We start from the raw sequence: 19,542 nt of genomic DNA, 5'->3' as shown, positions 1-19,542 counted from the left end.
GCGGTTGGGACGTTATGCTAGGCTTGTTTTAAGTCTATGCACGCCGTCCTTAAACATGCTCCCCCTAACCTCAAACGAAGGAAACATGTCCCAGCTTGCACACGCCGGGCTCAGTAAAACCACATCCCCCGGTTGTGCCAATTGCGAAGCAGCAAGAACGGCTTTGTCCACAGTATCGACATGGATTCGCTCATTAATCCCTGCTTCTTCTGCCCGTTCTAGCAAAATAGGTGCCGTTTCACCGATCGCGACTACTGCTTTGACCCTGCCAGAGATCACAGGGAGCAATTCTCGAAAGTCTACTCCCCGATCAAGTCCCCCGCATATCCAAACAACCGGCTCCTTACACGCCTGCAAAGCCCTGGAAGCCGCTTCCGGATTGGTTGCCTTTGAATCATTAAAATAGTTGACACCCTTAATCGATGCCACAAACTCCATCCTATGCTCTACTCCCGCAAAGGTAGAAAGAACGGTAACAATCGATTGCTTGTCCGCTCCCGCCAAGAGCGTCACAAGGATCGCAGCCAGCGCATTGTCCACATGTGGCACGGTGATGTCTTTAACCGCTATGATGTCTTCAACATGTCCCAGTCCATCCGCGTACACCATCATCCCGTCTTTTACGTAAGCACCCCTAGGCACTTCCTGCGTTTTGCTAAAGAAATATGTACGAGCAGCTAAATGTCCACACTGATTCACTATCTCAGACTGATCGTAGGGAAGAATGGCGAAATCCTCCTCTGTCTGATTCGCAAACAGCTTCAGCTTTGCATCTAAATACTCTTTCATGGAGTGATGGTAGTCCAGATGCGCCGGATACAGATTTAACAGGACCCCAATATGCGGACGGAACTCTTTTGTCCCCATCAACTGAAAGCTGCTCAGCTCGGCTACAAGCCATTCATCCGACTGTGCTGTTTCCGCAAGCCCACACAATACCGTTCCAATGTTTCCGCCGACCATAGACGAAATATTGGCCTGCTTCAAAATGAGACCAACTAGAGTCGTTGTCGTAGTCTTTCCGTTGGAGCCGGTAATCCCGATGATCGGTGCTTTCGCAATTTTGTACGCAAGCTCCACCTCGGTAACTACCGGAATCCCCAGCTCAAGCGCACGAGCTACCGGCGCTGCTTCATAGGGTATCCCCGGGTTTTTGACTAGAAGAGACAATCCCGAATGTACGAGATCGTCCGGATGATAACCGCAAATTACGGTGATGCCAAGCGCCTCCAGCTCTTCGGCTCCTGGCGATTCTTCGCGCGGCTTACGGTCATTGACGACGACATGCGCACCAAAGCGGTGTAACAGCTTTGCCACTGCTACACCGCTTTTAGCCATTCCTAAGACGACAACTTGTTTATCCTGATAGTCCATCATCTGATTGTCACCACCTCAAGGTATACACCCAGTCCAGCAAAAAAGATTCCCACCAGCCAAAAAGTCACAACGACTCGCCACTCAGACCAGCCTGTGAGTTCGAAATGGTGATGAAGAGGACTCATGCGGAAAATCCGCTTTCCTCTCGTTTTAAAAGAAATGACCTGAATGATTACAGAAAGCGTCTCAACAACAAACACACCACCAATGATCGCTAAAAGCAGCTCGGTTTTTGTCATAATCGCGATTGCTGCCAAAGCACCACCCAGCCCCAATGAGCCTGTATCGCCCATGAATACGCGCGCTGGATGAGCGTTGAAGACGAGAAACCCTAAAACCGCACCGACCACGGCGCTACTAAAAATAGCCGTATCGTAATCCTGTCCAAACCAGGCAATAATCGCATACGCGCCAAAGGCAATCGCGCCTGTCCCCGCGAGCAATCCGTCCAAGCCGTCGGTAATGTTGACAGCATTGGTCGTACCCACGAGAAGGAATAAGAGGAACGGGAAGTAAAAATAGCCAAGCTCAAGCTTCCATTCCGTGCCTGGAAAATGCAGCGATGTATCATGTCCCATCAAGTACAACAGAATATAGGCACCAACACCGAGCAAAATTTGACCTGCGAATTTTTGCTTTGCCGTCAAACCCAGATTGCGTTTCTTTCTGATTTTAATATAGTCATCCAAAAATCCGATCAAACCGTAACCAAGTGTCACCAAAAGCAAAAAATACACTTTCATTCCCACATTGGCAAATTTCAGTACCGTAAAAATGAGTGCCAAAAGAATGATGGTTCCCCCCATCGTAGGGGTTCCTGCCTTCTTATAATGGGACTCTGGTCCTTCTTCCCGGATTGCCTGCCCAAACTTCAGACGGCGAAGGAACGGGATAAATAGTGGTCCGATAAGTACAGCGATGAGAAACGCGGCGACGATCGTGACGATGAGTACGTTGTCAGCGAACATGCCCGAACCTCCTTTCTTTCGATGCTATTTGAATGCATCTGTCTTTATTCTTGGTTGTACCGGGCGATCGCTTCACGTGCTACCTCACGATCGTCGAAGGGCAATACTTCCGATTTAATAATCTGGTACGTTTCATGACCTTTTCCTGCGATCAGGATGACATCCTCAGCTTTTGCTAGCGAAACTGCGTGACTAATAGCCTCACGTCTGTCAACAACAGATGTATAGCTGTCTTTTGATACTGCAGTAAGGCCTGCCAGCATATCTTCGATAATCGCCTGCGGCTCCTCAGAGCGGGGATTATCTGATGTTAAGACGGTCATATCCGCATACTTTGTTGCAATCTGCGCCATAATTGGGCGCTTGGTACGATCACGATCCCCACCGCAGCCTACTACGCAGAAAATCCGCCCCTTGGCAAATTCCTTTATGGTCATCAGAGCGTTTTCCAGGCTGTCTGGTGTATGTGAATAATCGACCAGTACGGCAAACGGCTGACCTGCTTCAACAGCCTCAAATCGACCGTTTACACCAGCTACAGCTTCCAGACTGGCTTTGATTTCCTCCAATTTGATTCCTTCAGCCAATGTAACCGCAATTGCTGCAAGTGCGTTATATACATTGAACTTCCCCATCATCCGCAGCTTAAAACGAACGCTGCCAGCAAACGTATGGGCTGTAAAGGAAGTACCCTTGCTCGTAATTTCAATATCAGTAGCCCGCACATCAGCCGCTCGATCAATTCCATAAGTGATGACTCTGGCAGAAGTAACAGTCGCATACAGCTCTGAAGCAGCGTCATCTGCGTTTAATACTGCCGTCTTGATGCGATCGGGATCATACGTATTCCCGAGCTGAGAAAAGAGCAGAGATTTTGCATAGCGATAGTTATCCATCGTTTTGTGGTAATCCAGATGGTCCTGTGTCAGGTTCGTAAACACGGCAGTATGGATGTTGCAGCCGCGTACACGCCCCAGCTCAAGAGCATGTGAGGACACCTCGATTATCGCGTAGTCTGTGTTCACATCGCACATGCGACGGAAGCTTCGCTGCAGGTCGCAAGCATCAGGAGTCGTATTTTTTACTTCTTCTGTGACATCACCAATCCGCATGTGAATCGTACCAATCAACCCTGTTTGTTTGCGCTGATCACGCAAAATCTTGTCGATCAGATGAGTGGTGGTCGTCTTTCCATTAGTCCCAGTCACACCAATCACTTTCAATTCACGTGTGGGAGAACCGAAAATACGATCAGCCAGCATCGCCATTGCCCGCCGAGTATCCGGCACTTTGACAATGGTTGCTGGCACGTCCAGATCTTTTTCGGATAGCACAGCAACGGCTCCGTTGTTAACCGCTTGAGCCGCAAACGTATGTCCATCCACGGTATACCCAGTCAGACAAACAAACAAGAAGCCGGGTTTAACCTGGCGCGAGTCTGCTGTCAAACCAGTAATCTCCATGCTGTCATCCCCTGTAACCTGATATGGCAACAGCGGCATGAGCAGATCCCGTAGAAACATGAAACAGGCACCCCATTCTCCAACTAGTATAGACAAAAATTAACCAATTTGTACAAGCACAAAGACAGAGCGTCCGTAGACAAGCCTACTTCCCTCCGCCTTCGAAATCTCATTTTATAGCTAATTGTTCAATTTGTCACCAAGATGGATACGAATTTTTCCGCCCTCTTCGATTTTTACACCAGCAGCAGGCGATTGTGCGATGACGTACTTTCCTTTTCCCGATACAACCAGAGGGAGCGTTTCGTACGTTGTGACGACATCCTTCATGGTTTGACCTACCATATTGGGCACCTCTATCGGTTCTTTTTCACCAAGTGCCTTGTTAATCTCCTTGGAAATACCGTCCTTGCGCTTAGGAACATCCAAATGCTGCAAAGAGGACTCAATGATGCTTTTCACGCTTGGAGCTGCGATCAAGCCACCAAATGCGAGAGCCTTCGGATTATCGACGGCAAAATAGACGAGGATCTGCGGATCATCTGCTGGGGCAAAGCCAATAAACGAAACGATATACTCTCCGTCCATATAGCGCCCGTTCTTTACTTTTTGCGCCGTACCTGTCTTTCCGCCTACGCGATAGCCTTCAATATAGGCCTTGTTACCTGTTCCCCGGGCGACAACACTCTCCAGTGCATAACGGACCTTGGCTGACGTTTCTTCCGTAATGACTTGGCGTACTTCTGTCGGGACCGTCATGCCTATGACGTCATGGGTAATGCCATCACGCCACTCTTTGGCTACATAAGGCTTCATCAGCTTGCCACCGTTGATCGCTGCAGCCACGGCAGCCATCTGCTGGATCGGGGTAACCGAAACCCCCTGCCCAAATGATGTCGTGCCTAATTCCACGGGACCCACACGATTCAGATTGAATAACAAGCCATTTTCTTCACCTATGAGGTCAATGCCTGTCTTTTGTCCAAAGCCAAATTTCTTGATGTATTCAAACAAGCGCTCTTTTTGTAGTCGTTGTCCCATCGTCACAAAGCCTGGGTTACACGAGTTCTCTACAACCTCAAGCATCGTCTCCTGACCGTGTCCCTGCCGCTTCCAGCAGCGCAATCGCTTGCCTGCAACGTTGATAAACCCGGGATCGTAGAAGCCTTCATTCAGGGTAATGACACTCTCATTGAGCGCTGCAGCCAAGGTTACAATCTTAAAGGTAGAACCAGGCTCATACGTTTTCCAAATGGGCAAATTGCGGTTGTATACCTCAATCGGGTAGTTCCTGTATTGATCAGGTTGAAACGTAGGGCGACTGCCCATCCCCAAAATCTCACCCGTCTTTGGATTCATGGCGATCGCCAGTACATCATCTGGCTGATAGGCAACTACCGCTTGATCCAGCTCGCGTTCAATAAAGGACTGTATGGTAGAATCGAGCGTTAAATACATATCCATGCCGTTGACTGGGGCTACATAGTCTTCGGAACCACCTGGCATCACACGTCCTTTGGCATCAGATGGATACGAAATATGTCCTTTCGTTCCGTTCAGGAAAGGGTCATAAATTTTCTCCAGGCCAGTCAAGCCTTGATTATCAATCCCGGTGAAGCCCAAAATGTGCGCAGCCATCGTCCCGTTCGGATAAAATCTCTTCGTGTCGCCAGCTAGGTAGATTCCAGGCATATTCAGCTCTTGTATCTTTTTAGCCTTGTCGACCGAAATCTTTTTTCCTCCGGGTATCTGGTTATTGCTCATGGCTCTTTTCGTAATGGCTTTGTAGACGTCTTCTTCTTTTTGTTCCAGGATCACAGAGAGCTGTTTGGCTGTCTCTTTGGGGTCTTTAATTTGCGCAGGTACAGCCACAATCGTCGGCACACTCATATTGGAAACGAGTTCGTTCCCATTTCGATCGAGAATACGCCCTCGATTCGGCTTGAAGTCAATCTCTCGGTTTAAAAGTTCATCTGCCATCCGAGCAAGCCCTGGTCCTTCAACTAATTGCACGTACCCTAGACGGGTAATGAGCGCAGAATACAGCACAATCCCAATGATTAAAACCACAAAAATCCGGCGGCGTACAGTTGCATTGGATACCCGCAAAGCGAGTCCCCCCTCGAATAGGTTGTCTCCTTTTACCATATTCGTCGGGGGGACGGGTTAGAACTATGGGCTTGTGCTCGTTTGTCCTTGCTGGTTATCCGCTGGCGGCGACTCGTTAGATGGCACCGCCTGCCCCGCATCTGTTCCTTGTCCAGTCGGGGTCACTGGAGGAGTCGTACCTGTAGGTGGTGTTGCGCCCTGAGGCTGTGATGACCCTTGAGGCGTCGTTGTTCCTGCAGCTGGCATTCCGGTCTGCGGTGTATTTCCTGGCGGGGCGACACCACCCTGTCCTCCTTCTGTCCCTACTGGATTCGTCTGCACAGGTGCTGGTGGCTCAGACTCTGATTGCAGAGTCACCTGCAGCTTTTCCGTTCCGGCCAAGACCGTTCCAGGCGGGATGCTTTGCTGCACAACAAAGCCTGTTCCTGTCGACTGCACAGGAATGTTTAACAAGGAACTGAATTCCATTACATCCCGTATTGACTTACCCTTGAAGTCAGGCATTTTCGCTCCCTTTACCCTGTCTGTAACCAAGAGGATTTGCTTGCCTGTCACTACCTTCTCCAAAGGCGCTGGGTACTGCTCCACAATTTTGGTCCCTGTACCGATCACAGTAACCGTCAAATTGTCCTGCTTGGCACGCAGCTGAGCTGCGGTGGTGGACATGCCCTCAAATTTGGGCAGCGTCACCTCTACCAGGGGCGTCGCAGCTTGTACAGATTGGGCCTTTTGGCCAGCACTGCTGCTCGCAGCCTTGGCCGCGTTCACGGAATTCAAGTCCGGTTGCTGCTGCAAATATTGCAGACTGCGTTCCATAATGCTTTTAAACGCCGGTGCAATCATCGTCCTTCCCCAATATCCATACCATTCATCTGTAGCCGGGTCGTCAATCACAACGTAGACCAATAGTCGCGGATTGTCTTTTGGTGCAAATCCGATGAAGGAAGCAATATAGCGCCCTTCCATGATTTTGCCCGTATTCGGATCGTATTTTTGTGCGGTCCCGGTCTTACCTGCAACATGGTATCCGTCAATTTTATACTGCTTACCGGTTCCCGCATCGGCTGTGACTACTGTCTCCAAGATATCTCTTGTCTGTTTTGCGGTCGCTTCGCTAACGACACGTCTGACAACATCACGGCCGCTTCGCTTTACTACAGCTCCTGTATGTGGATCACGCAATTCCTTGACGATATGCGGCTTCAACAATTCTCCACCGTTCGCAATCGCTCCTACCGCTGCGATCTGCTGGATTGCGGTTACCGTTACCCCTTGCCCGAATGTAGTTGACGCCCAGTCCCGTGGAGACCTCGGCTTTTCGAGGTTGATCAGGTTCCCTTCTGTTTCATAAGGCAGTTCAATTTCAGTAAGAGAACCCATCCCGAACTTTTTGAAGTAATCTCTGAGCTTTTCTAGCTTTAAACGCTCATACCCCAATTTGACAAATATAACGTTACTGGAGCGTTGTACCCCTTCCAGAAAGCTAATTCTTCCCCAACCGTTCCCATTGTTGTGGTCACGGATCGGAATTTGACCCTTGATCGTATATTTTCCTGAATCGTATTGTTCATTTGGATTGAACAACCCTTCTTCGATCGCGGCTGCCAGCGTAATGATTTTGAACGTCGAACCCGGTTCAAACATGGTAGTTACAGCCTGGTTCGTATAATTCGTAATTCCTTGGTAATACGTATTCGGGTTAAACTGGGATCGGTTTCCCATCGCCAAAATTTCACCCGTCTGCGGATCGGATACGACTACCGTCATCCCCTTTGGATTGTACTGCTGAACAACCTTGTCCATCGCTTGCTCTACGTAATCCTGAATCTGGCGGTCAATGGTCAGATAGACGTCATAGCCATCCTTGGCAGGGATGTATTGGCCCTCTCCATCAGGGAGCTGGTAACCAGCACCGTCCTTCTGGAACTGCATCTGCCCTTTTTCTCCTTTGAGCTCATTGTTTAGTTGCAGCTCGATCCCCATCTTCGGCTCATCATAAAGATCCATATACCCGATGACGTGGGAGGCAAAGCTGTTGTTGGGATAAAAGCGGCGTGAGGTTTCGTCCAAAAAGATGCCCGGCAGTTGATTTTTCTCTACCTGCTCTCCACTTGGCAGCTTTGGATACTGCAAGGCTAAAATCCGATTCTTCTGATCCTCAGTAATTTTTTGTCCATAACGGCCAAGCTCCACCACTTTTGATTGCTTGGTCAAAAACTTCACTAATTCAGGTACAGGAGCATTCAAGATTGGCGCAAGACTCGTTGCAGTAAAGTAAGGATCTCGCACAACGTCTGTATCCTTGTCATCTCGCCCTATCAGCCTTGCGTTTACAGTGTACCCTTTTCCTTCGTAGGCGAGGATCTCACCGTTACGATCCTTGATAGATCCGCGTTTAGGCTTCAGTGTCCGCTCCCGATCCCACTGTCCTTGTGCATGCTCCATGATTTTGGCGGCATCGACTGACTGAATCCAATAGATTCGAAAGCTTAACCCTGTAAAGATCAAGATGGTACATAGAGCGACCATCAGGATCCGCAAGTTCATTCTTCTTTTCGTTTCCATCATCCATTCACTCCATTAAGTCTATGTTCACCGCTTAAAAAAACCTCTATCGAGGACTATTAAAAGATGAGCGACCGCGCTTTAGCGGTTGGTTTTTATGCGTTCCAGAAAATTTAAGCAATGACGCTTTCGCACGGTGAAGCGTTTAAACTTTCTGATACGTTAAGAAAAAATGTTACCGCACATATCGGCAGTAACATTCGTTAACGTTGTGTCGTTTGACTCTTTTGTGTCTGTGGAATCGAGCTTGTCTGTACTTTTGCCTGGCCTATCGTATGTACAGCATTTGCATTGTATGTCATGCCTTGCCGCTCAGCTTCCTGCAGAATGCGATTCCCGTTGCTCAGCTGCTCAATCTGCAGCTGCAATGACGTATTTTTCTCATTTACGATACGATTCTCTTTTTTGGTACTCTGTATGTCGTAGTTGTATTGGGAAATTTGCGAGTAGCGGACGCCTACCAATCCCAGACCTATCACGGTCAGGGAAATAAACAAAAGGTAGAGCAGCTTCTCTCCTGTCGGTATGGTCGGCTTGATTCGGATCGTACGCTTTGTTGTTTTCGTTACGGAGCGCGGCTGTTGTTCCAACTCCACAGCCAGGTTTCCGCGGTAGTAGTAGCTCATCGCTTCCTCTCCTTCTCTTCGTTGTTCTATAAGATCCTACAGCTTCTCCGCTACCCTCAGCTTTGCCGAACGTGCGCGTGGATTCGCTTCCAATTCTTCCTCAGAAGGTAAAATCGGCTTGCGAGTAATAACCTTTACAATCGGTTCATTCCCACATGCACAAATCGGAAAGGATGGCGGGCATGTGCAGCCTTTTGCTAAATCCTGATACACCTGCTTGCAAATCCGATCTTCCAATGAGTGGAAAGTAATGACGCTTACTCTGCCTGCTGGATTCAGTACATCAACCGCATCGACAATAGCCTCTTTAAAAGCATCCAGCTCATCATTTACCGCAATACGGATCGCCTGGAACGTGCGCTTCGCAGGATGGGGGCCCGTGCGCCGTGCTGCTGCCGGAATTCCTTCCTTGATCAATTCCACCAGCTCACCCGTCGTCTCGATTGGCTTCTTTTGACGCTGCTGAACAATTTGCCGGGCAATTCGCCGGGAAAATTTTTCTTCACCATATTGCCAGATGATACTCGCGATCTCTTCTTCGTCCCACTCATTGATGATGTCATAGGCAGACAGCGCCGCTTGCTGGTCCATACGCATGTCCAGCGGTGCATCGGCATTGTAACTAAAGCCACGCTCGCCCTCGTCCAATTGCGGCGAAGAAACACCCAGGTCAAACAAAATTCCGTCCACACCTGCTAGTCCCAAATCGCGAATCACGTCTTTGAGATGGCGAAAATTACTTTTAACCAGCGTTACTCTATCCAAAAAGGAAGACAATCTCTCACGGGCATTGTCCAGTGCCCAGTCATCCTGATCGATGGCGATCAATCGACCACCCTCTGTCAGGTGCGAAGCGATCAAGCTGCTGTGTCCGGCCCCACCCAATGTGCAATCTACATAGATGCCACCAGGGCGGATGTTTAACCCAGTAACAGCCTCTTCCCGCAATACAGTTACATGATGAAACGACAAGATCGTCACTCCCGTTCTTCTTGCTGCTACAAATTAAAGTCCACAAGTTTTTCAGCAATCTCCCCGAACGAGCCTTCCGACTGGGCAAAATAATCTTCCCAGCGTTCTTTGCTCCAAACCTCCACACGGTTCGATACGCCAATAATGACACATTCCTTTTGCATGCCCGCATGGTCGCGCAGGTTAAGTGGTATATTTACCCTTCCCTGCTTGTCCCACTCACATTCGGTTGCACCCGAAAAGAAAAAGCGCGTAAAAGCACGTGCATCGGCTTTGGTAAAGGGGAGAGTTTTCAGCTTCTCCTCTAATTGTTTCCATTCTTCCATCGGATAAGCAAACAAGCACTGGTCCAGTCCACGGGTAATAACAAAGGAAGCTCCCAATCCTTCACGGAATTTGGCAGGTATGGTCAGGCGGCCTTTTTCATCGATGCTATGCTGGAATTCCCCCATGAACACGCCCAGTTCCCCCACTTTCCTACCTGAGGGCTCCACTTCCCCCCACTTTTCCCCACTTGAATGCCTAAAGCTATTATAAAAAAAAATCCTGCATTTGTAAGCAGGATTTTTTCGCATATTTTTTTGCCGGGAAAGGACGGTTTTCGAGGGGACTATTCGACCCAGCTATCGAGGTAGGATTTTTGCTCGTCAGTCAATTTGTCGATTCCCATTTGCAAAGCTTCCAATTTGTACTCTGCAACCATTGCATCCAGCTCATAAGGTACGTTCAGGACGCTTTTTCCGATGTTTTTGTATTGCTCGTTCACATAAGCCAAGGAAACAGCTTGCAGAGCAAACGTCATATCCATGATTTCTGCCGGATGTCCGTCACCTGCAGCGAGGTTAACCAGACGGCCTTCTGCCAAGAGGTACACTTTTCGACCATCAGCCATGACAAATTCTTCAATATCTTTACGCACAATACGCGTAGACGTCGACAATGCATTAAGCTCTACCTTGTTTACTTCGACATCAAAGTGACCAGCGTTGGACAAGATTGCGCCATCTTTCATCACTTCGAAGTGCTCTTTGCGAATTACGTCGCGGTTACCTGTTACAGTAACGAAGTAATCACCACGTTTTGCTGCTTCGAGCATCGGCATTACTTCGAAGCCATCCATGTATGCTTCTACCGCTTTAATCGCGTCAATTTCCGTTACGATAACTTTCGCACCCAGACCTTTTGCACGCATAGCAACACCTTTACCGCACCAGCCATAGCCAGCTACAACAACGGTTTTACCTGCAACAACCAGGTTTGTAGTACGGTTGATGCCATCCCATACGGATTGGCCTGTACCATAGCGGTTATCGAACAAGTATTTGCAGAATGCATCGTTTACGGCAACCATCGGGAATTCCAGCTTGCCTTCTTTTTCCAATGCTTTCAGGCGTAGGATACCTGTAGTTGTTTCTTCAGCACCGCCGCGTACTTGGGACAGCAGATCGCGACGCTCGCTGTGCAGGATCGTCACCAGGTCGCCACCGTCATCGATGATCAGGTCAGGGCGAGTTTCCAACGTTTTGATCATGTGCTCTTTATATTCTGCCGGATCTGGATTGTATTTCGCGAAAACACGAATGCCATCTTCGACAAGCGCAGCGCAAATGTCGTCTTGCGTAGAGAGTGGGTTAGAGCCTGTGATTGTTACTTCAGCGCCACCCGCTTGTACTACCTTTGCCAGATAAGCGGTCTTTGCTTCCAAGTGCAGGGAGATCGCCACTTTCAAACCAGCAAACGGCTGCTCTTTTTCAAAGCGCTCGCGAATGCGGTTCAGAACTGGCATATGCTCTTTTACCCAGTCAATTTTCAAATGGCCGTTGTGTGCCAACGACATGTCTTTTACAATGCTCTCAGAAATCATGTTCATGTATGGATGGGCCTCCTTCATCTCAAAAACAATCGAATCTATCATATCATACGCAGTTACTGCCATCATCTGTTTTTCCTAATAACGGCATATTCTACCTGCCCGAATTTATTTGATCAGATGTACCTCCTTCGTAAGTAGCCTTTTTTCCCCCTGGTGCTCCCGCTGTCAAAATTTCTAAAAATCGCAGTAGCGCTTGGGGCATCCACTTCTTCTTATGATACACTAACTGGCGATAAACCCGTACATCCGGATGGGAAAAAGGTAAAATAACCAAAGCACCGCTTTTCACTTCCTCGGCGACTGCAATATAAGGAACAAGAGCGATCCCCAGGTCGTACGCCACACACTGCTTAATTGCCTCCAGGCTGCCAAATTCAAACGAAGTCACAATCGTCGCACCCGCATCGCGCAGAACAGCCTCCAAAATGGAGCGATAGCTACAGCCCGCTTCTGTAAAAATCCAGTTGGCTCCGGAAAAATCTTGCGCCTCAATTGTTTCCTTCTGTGCCAGTGGATTTGTGGGCGCTGCCACAACAACTAATTTTTCCTCTCCTAAATTGATGTTCGTTAGATCTGGATGATCCTGCAGCCAATCGAGGACAAAAGCAAAGTCATACTTGCCTTCCTTTACCCCTAACCTAAGGTCCTGACAAATGCCGGGATGCAAGGATATACGCATCCTCGGCTGCTCCTGACGAAATTTTTGCAAAAATGGAGGTAGATAAAATGCCGCGAGAGATTCTACTGTTCCAACCGTTAATGTTCCAGCCAGCTCGGCTTGCTCAGAAAGAATGGCTCTGGTCTCGTCCAATATCGCCAGCAGCTGCTCGCTATACCCTATAAGCACTTCACCTGCATGTGTTAGCCTGATTTTCCGCCCCCATCGCTCAAACAAGGTCACACCAAATTCTGTCTCCAAATTTTGAATCTGCGTCGTTACGCTGGATTGAGCATAACCCAACACTTCCGCGGCACGTGTAAAGCTATTCCATTTCGCAACTTCACGAAAGGTTTGTAAATAACGGGTATCCATCGCTCATCTCCTTTTGCATCGGAAAATCCGATTCCATTTATCAGATATTATAGATAACTCCGATAGTAAAGTCTATGCTACACTACGGTTACAAAGTCATTGAACTGGAAAAGAGAGGGATTTATGTGAGTAAAGCTTCTGCACATGCTAACGCACCCGGTCTGGTCAAATCACTGGGGCTACCGCAAATCGTCGCTCTGTACATTGGAGCCGTTATTGGTTCAGGAATTTTGCTCATTCCGGGATTAGCCGCTGAAAAAGCCGGACCAGCCTCCATTCTCGCTTGGTTGCTCATGTCTGTACTTGTATTACCGATGGCGATTACAATGGGCCTATTATCTGCTCGCTATCCAAGCTCCGGCGGGGTCTCTACTTTTGTACGGAAGGCATATGGTGATAGTTCCGGGAACATCGTAGGATGGTTTTTCCTTTTGTCCGTTCCGATTGGTGCTCCCATCCTCAGTGTGACTGGAGCAAACTATTTGGCTATCCTGCTGAATTGGGGAGACCTGCAAATCTATGTTGCTGCGGCTCTCATCTTAGTTACGGTTGTGCTAATGAATGTATTCGGATTGCACGTAGCCGCTCGGGTACAAACCATCGTCGTTGCCCTCATTATTACGATCCTGATTCTTGCCGTAGTTGCCTCGCTGCCTCATGCGTCCTTGACCCATTTCACTCCTTTTGTGCCTAATGGCTGGATGAGTGTCGTTTCAGCTGCTGGCCTGTTGTTCTGGTGCTTTATCGGCTGGGAAGCGGTCACACACCTGTCAGAAGAGTTTGTCGATCCGCGGAAAAATGCGATCCGCGGCGTATTATGGAGTGCAGGCATCGTCGCTCTGTTATATTTGGCGGTTGCTTTCATGACTGTCGCTACTCACAGTTATGGAGCAGGAATCTCCGCAGCGTCACTAAGTATTATGGTGCAGCTATCCCTTGGACCTGTCGGAGGCTGGATCGTTGCCATTACAGCCTTGTTTATATGCATCGCTACAGCCAATGCATACGTCGGAGCTGCCTCACGGATCGCCTACTCGCTAGCAACAGAGAAGATAGCTCCACGCTGGTTTGGCATCCTGCATGAAAAATATCGCACACCGATAGGCGGTCTGCTCTTCCTATCCCTCTGTTTTGTCGTTGTCCTCAGCGCCTTGTATTTTGGCTTGATTGGTCTTTCCGAGCTGATTGTTTTGCCCAATGCTACGTTTTTTGCTACGTATATCGGCGGTTGTTTGGCAGGGGTTCGGCTCTTGCACGATAGCCGCGTTGGACGGCTGGCAGCCTGGATCTCTCTTGTCTTCACGGTAGGTCTCTATCCGTTCCTTGGCTGGTCCGCTCTGTATCCGATCGTGATTGCAGCGATTCTCTTCTTGTGGCAAAAGCGAAACAGAATACAAACCCAGGCAGATTAAACAGAGTCATTCAATGAACCGATAAAGCCAGCTTTAAAAAAACTGCACCCCACCTGTTAGCCTTCTAACTCGTGGCTGTGCAGTTTTTTTATCTCCTCTCCTGAGATCGTCCTACGTATCCCCATACACTTTCCTAACTAATTGGTATTGGCAATCGCCAAATTCTCTGATATGATAGGCACATTCCCAATCATCGGATGTTTGGAGGTTTAATGATGGCATTACAAAAAACCACCCGTTCCTCCTTGGTAAAACAAGTCGTGGACCAGTTGGTACAACGTATTGAAACAGGCTCATGGGGAGTCGGAGAACGGATTCCCCCTGAACCGGAGCTGGTAGAACAGCTGGGGGTAAGTCGCAATACTCTGCGCGAAGCCGTACAGGCCTTGATTCATAACGGCATGCTTGAAGCCAGACAAGGAGATGGGACCTACGTTCTCTCTTCCAGCGAATTTGGTGCAGCGATGCAGCGCCGCTTGCAACGCTCCACTGTCATTGAAATTCTCGAGGTCCGGCATGGCCTGGAAAGGGAGATAGCGAGACTCGCCGCCGCTCGCAGAACAGATGAGGACTTGGCGTTGATTCGTGAAAAGCTGGCACAGTCGCAAGCCGTTCGACATGACGCCGAAGCAAACACGCTCGCTGATCTCGATTTTCACATGGCGATCGCTTCCGCTACTTACAACGGCGTCATGATTGACCTTTATAAAAACATGTCGGAGTCCCTGCATTACTCCATTAGCGGCACACAGGAGCTGGTAAATATGACAGACACTCTGTCCAAGCACCACATCGCTCTTGTTGAGGCAATCTCGATGCAAGACGAGAGTGCCGCCGAGGAAGCCGCTAGCAGCCTGATCCAGGTGAGCAAGACAGCTCTCACGCAGCTGATCAAGGAAGGAAGTATTCAAATATGAACTCACAAGCCATGGCTGCAGCATCCAAATCACAGGCTCAGCCAGTCACACCAAATCCCATGCTCATCATAGCCGGAATTATTTTGATCACTTTTACGATGCGCTCCCCGATCACTTCTGTCGGACCATTGGTTGGCTCCATACGTGAAGATCTTGGCTTATCCAATGGGATGTCCGGATTACTCACTACCGTTCCCCTGCTAGCTTTTGCCTTGCTCTCGCCTTTGGCACCTAGTATCGGACATCGACTGGGAACCGAGCGCACTTTGTTTGCCGGTCTGATCACTGTACTTATGGGTATCCTATTGCGATCTACAGGATTCGTTTTTACCTTGTTCGTCGGAACTGCTTTTATCGGCGCGGGAATTGCTATATGTAACGTGCTTATCCCAGGGCTCGTCAAGCAGCGTTTCCCGCAAAAGGCAGGACTATTGACAAGTGTCTACACGACAACGATGTCCATGTGCGCTGCTATTGCATCGGGAGTCAGCATTCCACTTGCACAGGGAGCCAATCTCGGTTGGCAAGGCTCACTCGGCTTTTGGGCGATTGTCGTTCTTATCGCCATTTCTGTTTGGCTTCCTCAGCTTCGCGCAGCGGGCAATACATCTGCCTCAACCAAGGTGAACACTCCCAAAAAAGGGCTCTGGCGGTCAGCTCTCGCCTGGCAGGTCACGTTGTTTATGGGGCTGCAATCGTTTCTGTTTTATTGCACTATCGCCTGGCTCCCTGCTATTTTGCAGCAGAACGGAATTAGCTCGACAAACGCTGGTTGGCTGTTATCGCTTGTGCAGGTCATCAGTTTGCCAGCCAGCTTTTTAGCCCCTGTTCTGGCATCTCGTTTTCGTGATCAACGCCTGATGAGCGTCGTAATTGCCCTTTTGTCATTGCTTGGTTGCAGCGGATTACTTATAAATGGAAACATGATTGTACTCATGCTTTGCCTGATTTTCCTCGGCTTGGCACAAGGTGCGAGTATTAGCTTGGCCCTTACTTTTATCGTGATCCGTTCCGAAAATGTGCGCCAAGCGGCAGAATTGTCTGGCATGGCACAATCGGTTGGCTATTTACTGGCAGCACTCGGCCCGCTTTTCATCGGCTTTGTTTTTGACCTGACACATTCGTGGACACTACCGATCATCACGCTTATGATCGTAAGCATACTGCTCATCTTCGCAGGAATCGGAGCTGGACGGAATCAAACCGTCTAAACAGAAAAAAGGCGCGCATCATTTGCACGCCTTTTTCTTATCTCTATTCGTCTTTTCCGATCATTTGAAACGTTTTGCCATCACGGGAGGACAGGTAGAAGGTTTTGTCGATGCTTCCTCCCAGCTCCCCCGCGTAATATTGCACGGTCATTCTGTATTTGCTATTTCCGATCTTCGCAAAATACATCAGCTCATTAAACCGCGGGAAGCGGATGTAATCGTATACTTCGTATTGCATGAATGAAAAATGTTCACGCAAAAAAGATTCGCTGACGGGAAGCTTCTTATTTTTCACATAGGTTTGCAGGTCATCAAATCGTCGGATTCTCTGCTGGTCCATTACTTCTCGCACGAACGAAGAAACTGCCTGCGTCATCCCTTTTTTCTCATCATCGGTTACGTTCCCTGGAAACAGCTCTTCTATTTTATGATCCAAGCGCGTCAGTAATACAACAGCCTGGGCTCTGCTGATACTTTCCTGTGGGCGAAAGGTTCCATCTGGGTAACCAGCCATAATCCCCATTTTGTAGGCAGGATAGACCGTCATCACTTGATCTGCATTTGCTATAGACAGATCAGAAAAGAAGACAGACTTGGTTCCACGATATTTTTCCCCTTCGGATTGGTGCCCCAAAGCCGCCAGAAGCACACGCGCTGCTTCCAAGCGATCCAGACCTTCTGCTGGTTTTCCAGTCGGCATAATTCCTGCTGCAACCAAGTGACGATATGTTTTCTCAGACCAGCGCCCCTTTGCCTCTGCTAAATACGTTTCTTGGATAAAGGCGTCAGGCTCATGTCCCGGAAATTTCGGAATAATTCGTTCCACCAGAGTCAGAAACTGTTCTTGCGTGATTGTTTGCTCTGGTCGGAAGGTCCCATCTGGATAGCCTTGAATCATGCCACTTTTCGCCGCATTCGTGATGTCTTTGGCCGCCCAATGTCCTTTAATGTCGGTAAAGGAAACAGTAGGTGAAACGCCCCACTCTTCACGCGCATCAGCCTTTGGTAAGCCGCCTGTAGCAATTCCTGTCATCAAAAACGACAGGGAAAGTGCCAGAGCGGTGGTTTTTTTCCCTATTAGTCGCCATTTCTTCTGCATCCCGAGTACCACCTTTCACTACAGCAATTCTATTACTAGGACGCAGATATTGTCGTAAAAGTTTCAGCATAGTTTGCTAAAAATGTTACCAAAAAAGAACAACCGACCATCCGCATAATCGATTGGCCGGTTGTTTTCACCTATTCCATACCTAGTACACTGTACCTGCTCATACGAAGAAGAGCTGGTGTGTCCCATCGTGAGCGAATGGTGCTTCCACGAGTCGATCAACGAGGGATAAACCGTATTTATTGGCAAACGGGAAGAAGGACAGCTTGCGTTCCTGTAATCCGCCATCAGGCAACAAGGAAGCCTCAATCCGTTTAATCCTCACATGCTCCACATCGTCTTGCTGCTCCAGAGATCGAACCAAGCGATCTTCTAAAAAGGTAACTTGTTCCAGCAGCATTCTCGTGTTCTTTTCAGCCAGCCCTCGTAGTCCCCCATCCAATCGGACAACTTCATCAACAAGCGGCTGATATATTGCTAGCAGCTGTTCGCGAGTAGCTGCAAACTGCTCTTGTAGGGGATGCGGTTCTTGCTTTGCTTCCCAGTCCCTTTTCCAGTCTGCAAAACCGCTCAGTACCTGCTCCAGGGGCAGATCGAGCCCTTCCAGCAGTCTTTGCTGCGCTCCCTCTACCAAGGTCACAGACATCCGTGGTAGCACGATCGGCATTTGCATATTGAACAACTCAAATACTTCCCGATAATACGCCCAGTACGATATTTCTCCGGGACCGCCAATAAAGGCCAGAGTAGGAAAAAGATGCTCCTGCATAAGTCCTCGTGAAACTACATTCGTACTGAAGCGCTCTGGATGGTCTGCAGCAAGCTTCAACAGCTCTTCTCTGCTGTAGGAAGCCCTCCGGTTTACAAAACGGTCTCCATGACGTTCCAGAAGCAGCCGATCCTGCCCTTCATAAAGAAATAAATTGGCTTGATGTTCTTCTACCTGTAGCTGCAATGGGTAACCTGCAGTAGCAATTCGGTCAGCTGCTTTTAACAGCAGGTCGGCAACCTGCTCATTTTTCTCAATAACACGCTCAAGCACAGGCCGCTCCAATTCCCTTACAAATGGCAGTGAGGACTCAACAAAAATCAGACCGTGCTTTCCAAACATGCTGGCCATCAGCCTCGCAAACCACTCGGCCATGTTTTGCGAGGAGGCAGCTGTTTGCATGAGCAGTTCACGAATCTCATGAGTCTCACCCGTCTCCGTTTGCCCATGGAAAAAGCTGTCTAGAAACTGCCTACATGCTTCCTCATCCAAAGGAAGACTGCTCGCAGATACGCGACCTTTTTTATTTAGCCTCATGCGCTCTTTGTGTAGTCTTGTTTCTCTGTCGGTCAACCAGTACACATGATCAATTTCATCGATGTCATGATCTTCGCCAGCGATCCAAAACACAGGGACAACCTCTGCTTGCAGTTCATTCGAGAGCTTTTTGGCTGTCTGAATCAAATGAACCGCTTTGTGAATCGTGTAGAGCGGACCTGCCATTACTCCTGCTTGCTGTCCCCCGATCACAACATACGTGTCAGGGCGTTTCAGCGCTTCGATTCGCTGTAGTGCCTCTTGATGATTACCGATTTTTTGATTAAACGTATATAAGCCCTCCGCCAGCTGTTCCCGATGGGAGTAAGACCTGCCTCGAAGATACTCCAACCTGTCCTGGTACGACTGAATATGATAGGGATTATGTGCGAAAAACTGTAGCGCAGAGGCATTTTGCTGCTGGTATTCCTGTGCCAGCTGATTTGCCAATGGAAGCGCAAGACATTCAACTCTCATGCAAGCTCACCTTTCTTAACATGTAGGAAAGTTTAACCATTCCACCGTGCGAAAGCATCCATGCTAAACTTTCCGGAAGGCATAACAAGGTGCCTCAGCGTCTGCTTCCGGCATCACTTCGGTAA

At 48.8% G+C, this 19,542-nt stretch carries 15 protein-coding genes; 3 read left to right on the top strand and 12 right to left on the bottom strand.

Annotated features, from left to right (window positions below; all coding sequences use genetic code 11):
- Nucleotides 1-12: 12 nt before the first annotated feature.
- From murD to SB752_RS10670, 10 genes are all read right to left on the bottom strand, one after another.
- On the bottom strand, nt 13-1,377 hold the full coding sequence (gene murD / locus SB752_RS10715) for a UDP-N-acetylmuramoyl-L-alanine--D-glutamate ligase (RefSeq protein ID WP_410715645.1): 1,365 nt from the start codon (nt 1,375-1,377) through the stop codon (nt 13-15).
- The gene (gene mraY, locus SB752_RS10710; RefSeq protein ID WP_410715644.1) at nt 1,374-2,345 is read right to left on the bottom strand and encodes a phospho-N-acetylmuramoyl-pentapeptide-transferase; all 972 of its coding nucleotides are present in this window, start codon (nt 2,343-2,345) and stop codon (nt 1,374-1,376) included. The genes murD and mraY overlap by 4 nt, the downstream gene beginning before the upstream one ends.
- A 44-nt stretch (nt 2,346-2,389) precedes the next feature.
- Nucleotides 2,390-3,868 carry a UDP-N-acetylmuramoyl-L-alanyl-D-glutamate--2,6-diaminopimelate ligase gene (locus tag SB752_RS10705; protein WP_410715643.1) on the bottom strand — a complete coding sequence of 493 codons (1,479 nt, stop codon included), beginning with the start codon at nt 3,866-3,868 and terminating at the stop codon, nt 2,390-2,392.
- Between the two features lie 120 nt (nt 3,869-3,988).
- Nucleotides 3,989-5,917 carry a stage V sporulation protein D gene (locus SB752_RS10700; protein ID WP_410715642.1) on the bottom strand — a complete coding sequence of 643 codons (1,929 nt, stop codon included), beginning with the start codon at nt 5,915-5,917 and terminating at the stop codon, nt 3,989-3,991.
- A gap of 63 nt (nt 5,918-5,980) precedes the next feature.
- Nucleotides 5,981-8,482, bottom strand: coding sequence for a penicillin-binding protein (locus SB752_RS10695; protein ID WP_410715794.1), 2,502 nt, complete (start codon nt 8,480-8,482; stop codon nt 5,981-5,983).
- Nucleotides 8,483-8,685: 203 nt separating this feature from the next.
- A complete protein-coding gene (ftsL, locus tag SB752_RS10690) occupies nt 8,686-9,108 on the bottom strand; it encodes a cell division protein FtsL (protein ID WP_410715641.1) in 423 nt (140 codons plus the stop codon).
- 36 nt (nt 9,109-9,144) lie between these two features.
- Entirely contained in the window at nt 9,145-10,089 is a 945-nt protein-coding gene (gene rsmH, locus SB752_RS10685; protein WP_410715640.1) for a 16S rRNA (cytosine(1402)-N(4))-methyltransferase RsmH, read from the bottom strand.
- 17 nt (nt 10,090-10,106) lie between these two features.
- Nucleotides 10,107-10,538: a division/cell wall cluster transcriptional repressor MraZ gene (mraZ, locus tag SB752_RS10680; protein ID WP_410715639.1), complete on the bottom strand. Its 432-nt coding sequence runs from the start codon at nt 10,536-10,538 to the stop codon at nt 10,107-10,109.
- A 152-nt stretch (nt 10,539-10,690) separates the two neighbouring features.
- Entirely contained in the window at nt 10,691-11,950 is a 1,260-nt protein-coding gene (locus SB752_RS10675; RefSeq protein ID WP_410715638.1) for an adenosylhomocysteinase, read from the bottom strand.
- Between the two features lie 94 nt (nt 11,951-12,044).
- Entirely contained in the window at nt 12,045-12,986 is a 942-nt protein-coding gene (locus tag SB752_RS10670) for a LysR family transcriptional regulator (protein ID WP_410715637.1), read from the bottom strand.
- Between the two features lie 125 nt (nt 12,987-13,111).
- On the opposite strand from SB752_RS10670, the gene SB752_RS10665 reads away from it, so the two are divergent.
- From SB752_RS10665 to SB752_RS10655, 3 genes are all read left to right on the top strand, one after another.
- On the top strand, nt 13,112-14,398 hold the full coding sequence (locus tag SB752_RS10665; protein WP_410715636.1) for an APC family permease: 1,287 nt from the start codon (nt 13,112-13,114) through the stop codon (nt 14,396-14,398).
- Between the two features lie 215 nt (nt 14,399-14,613).
- Complete coding sequence (locus SB752_RS10660; RefSeq protein ID WP_410715635.1) at nt 14,614-15,315, top strand: FadR/GntR family transcriptional regulator; 702 nt, start codon at nt 14,614-14,616, stop codon at nt 15,313-15,315.
- 11 nt (nt 15,316-15,326) lie between these two features.
- The gene (locus SB752_RS10655; protein WP_410715793.1) at nt 15,327-16,526 is read left to right on the top strand and encodes a CynX/NimT family MFS transporter; all 1,200 of its coding nucleotides are present in this window, start codon (nt 15,327-15,329) and stop codon (nt 16,524-16,526) included.
- A 43-nt stretch (nt 16,527-16,569) separates the two neighbouring features.
- On the opposite strand, the gene SB752_RS10650 is transcribed toward SB752_RS10655, so the two are convergent.
- Both SB752_RS10650 and bshC read right to left on the bottom strand, forming a co-directional pair.
- Nucleotides 16,570-17,625, bottom strand: a complete 1,056-nt coding sequence (locus SB752_RS10650) for an S-layer homology domain-containing protein (RefSeq protein WP_410715634.1) — start codon at nt 17,623-17,625, stop codon at nt 16,570-16,572.
- Between the two features lie 169 nt (nt 17,626-17,794).
- Entirely contained in the window at nt 17,795-19,417 is a 1,623-nt protein-coding gene (bshC, locus tag SB752_RS10645; RefSeq protein WP_410715633.1) for a bacillithiol biosynthesis cysteine-adding enzyme BshC, read from the bottom strand.
- Nucleotides 19,418-19,542: the final 125 nt, after the last annotated feature.

The sequence above is a fragment of the Brevibacillus sp. SIMBA_040 genome (assembly GCF_046535075.1).
In the GTDB taxonomy this organism is placed as follows: Bacteria; Bacillota; Bacilli; order Brevibacillales; family Brevibacillaceae; genus Brevibacillus.
This window is presented reverse-complemented; position numbering and strand designations above follow the sequence as displayed.

Bases quoted from the DNA above. Each gene is read 5' to 3' on its own strand.
- murD (WP_410715645.1), bottom strand. From the start codon at position 1,377: ATGATGGACTATCAGGATAAACAAGTTGTCGTCTTAGGAATGGCTAAA.
- mraY (WP_410715644.1), bottom strand. From the start codon at position 2,345: ATGTTCGCTGACAACGTACTCATCGTCACGATCGTCGCCGCGTTTCTC.
- SB752_RS10705 (WP_410715643.1), bottom strand. From the start codon at position 3,868: ATGTTTCTACGGGATCTGCTCATGCCGCTGTTGCCATATCAGGTTACA.
- SB752_RS10695 (WP_410715794.1), bottom strand. From the start codon at position 8,482: ATGGAAACGAAAAGAAGAATGAACTTGCGGATCCTGATGGTCGCTCTA.
- ftsL (WP_410715641.1), bottom strand. From the start codon at position 9,108: ATGAGCTACTACTACCGCGGAAACCTGGCTGTGGAGTTGGAACAACAG.
- SB752_RS10675 (WP_410715638.1), bottom strand. From the start codon at position 11,950: ATGAACATGATTTCTGAGAGCATTGTAAAAGACATGTCGTTGGCACAC.
- SB752_RS10670 (WP_410715637.1), bottom strand. From the start codon at position 12,986: ATGGATACCCGTTATTTACAAACCTTTCGTGAAGTTGCGAAATGGAAT.
- SB752_RS10660 (WP_410715635.1), top strand. From the start codon at position 14,614: ATGGCATTACAAAAAACCACCCGTTCCTCCTTGGTAAAACAAGTCGTG.
- SB752_RS10655 (WP_410715793.1), top strand. From the start codon at position 15,327: ATGGCTGCAGCATCCAAATCACAGGCTCAGCCAGTCACACCAAATCCC.
- SB752_RS10650 (WP_410715634.1), bottom strand. From the start codon at position 17,625: ATGCAGAAGAAATGGCGACTAATAGGGAAAAAAACCACCGCTCTGGCA.
- bshC (WP_410715633.1), bottom strand. From the start codon at position 19,417: ATGAGAGTTGAATGTCTTGCGCTTCCATTGGCAAATCAGCTGGCACAG.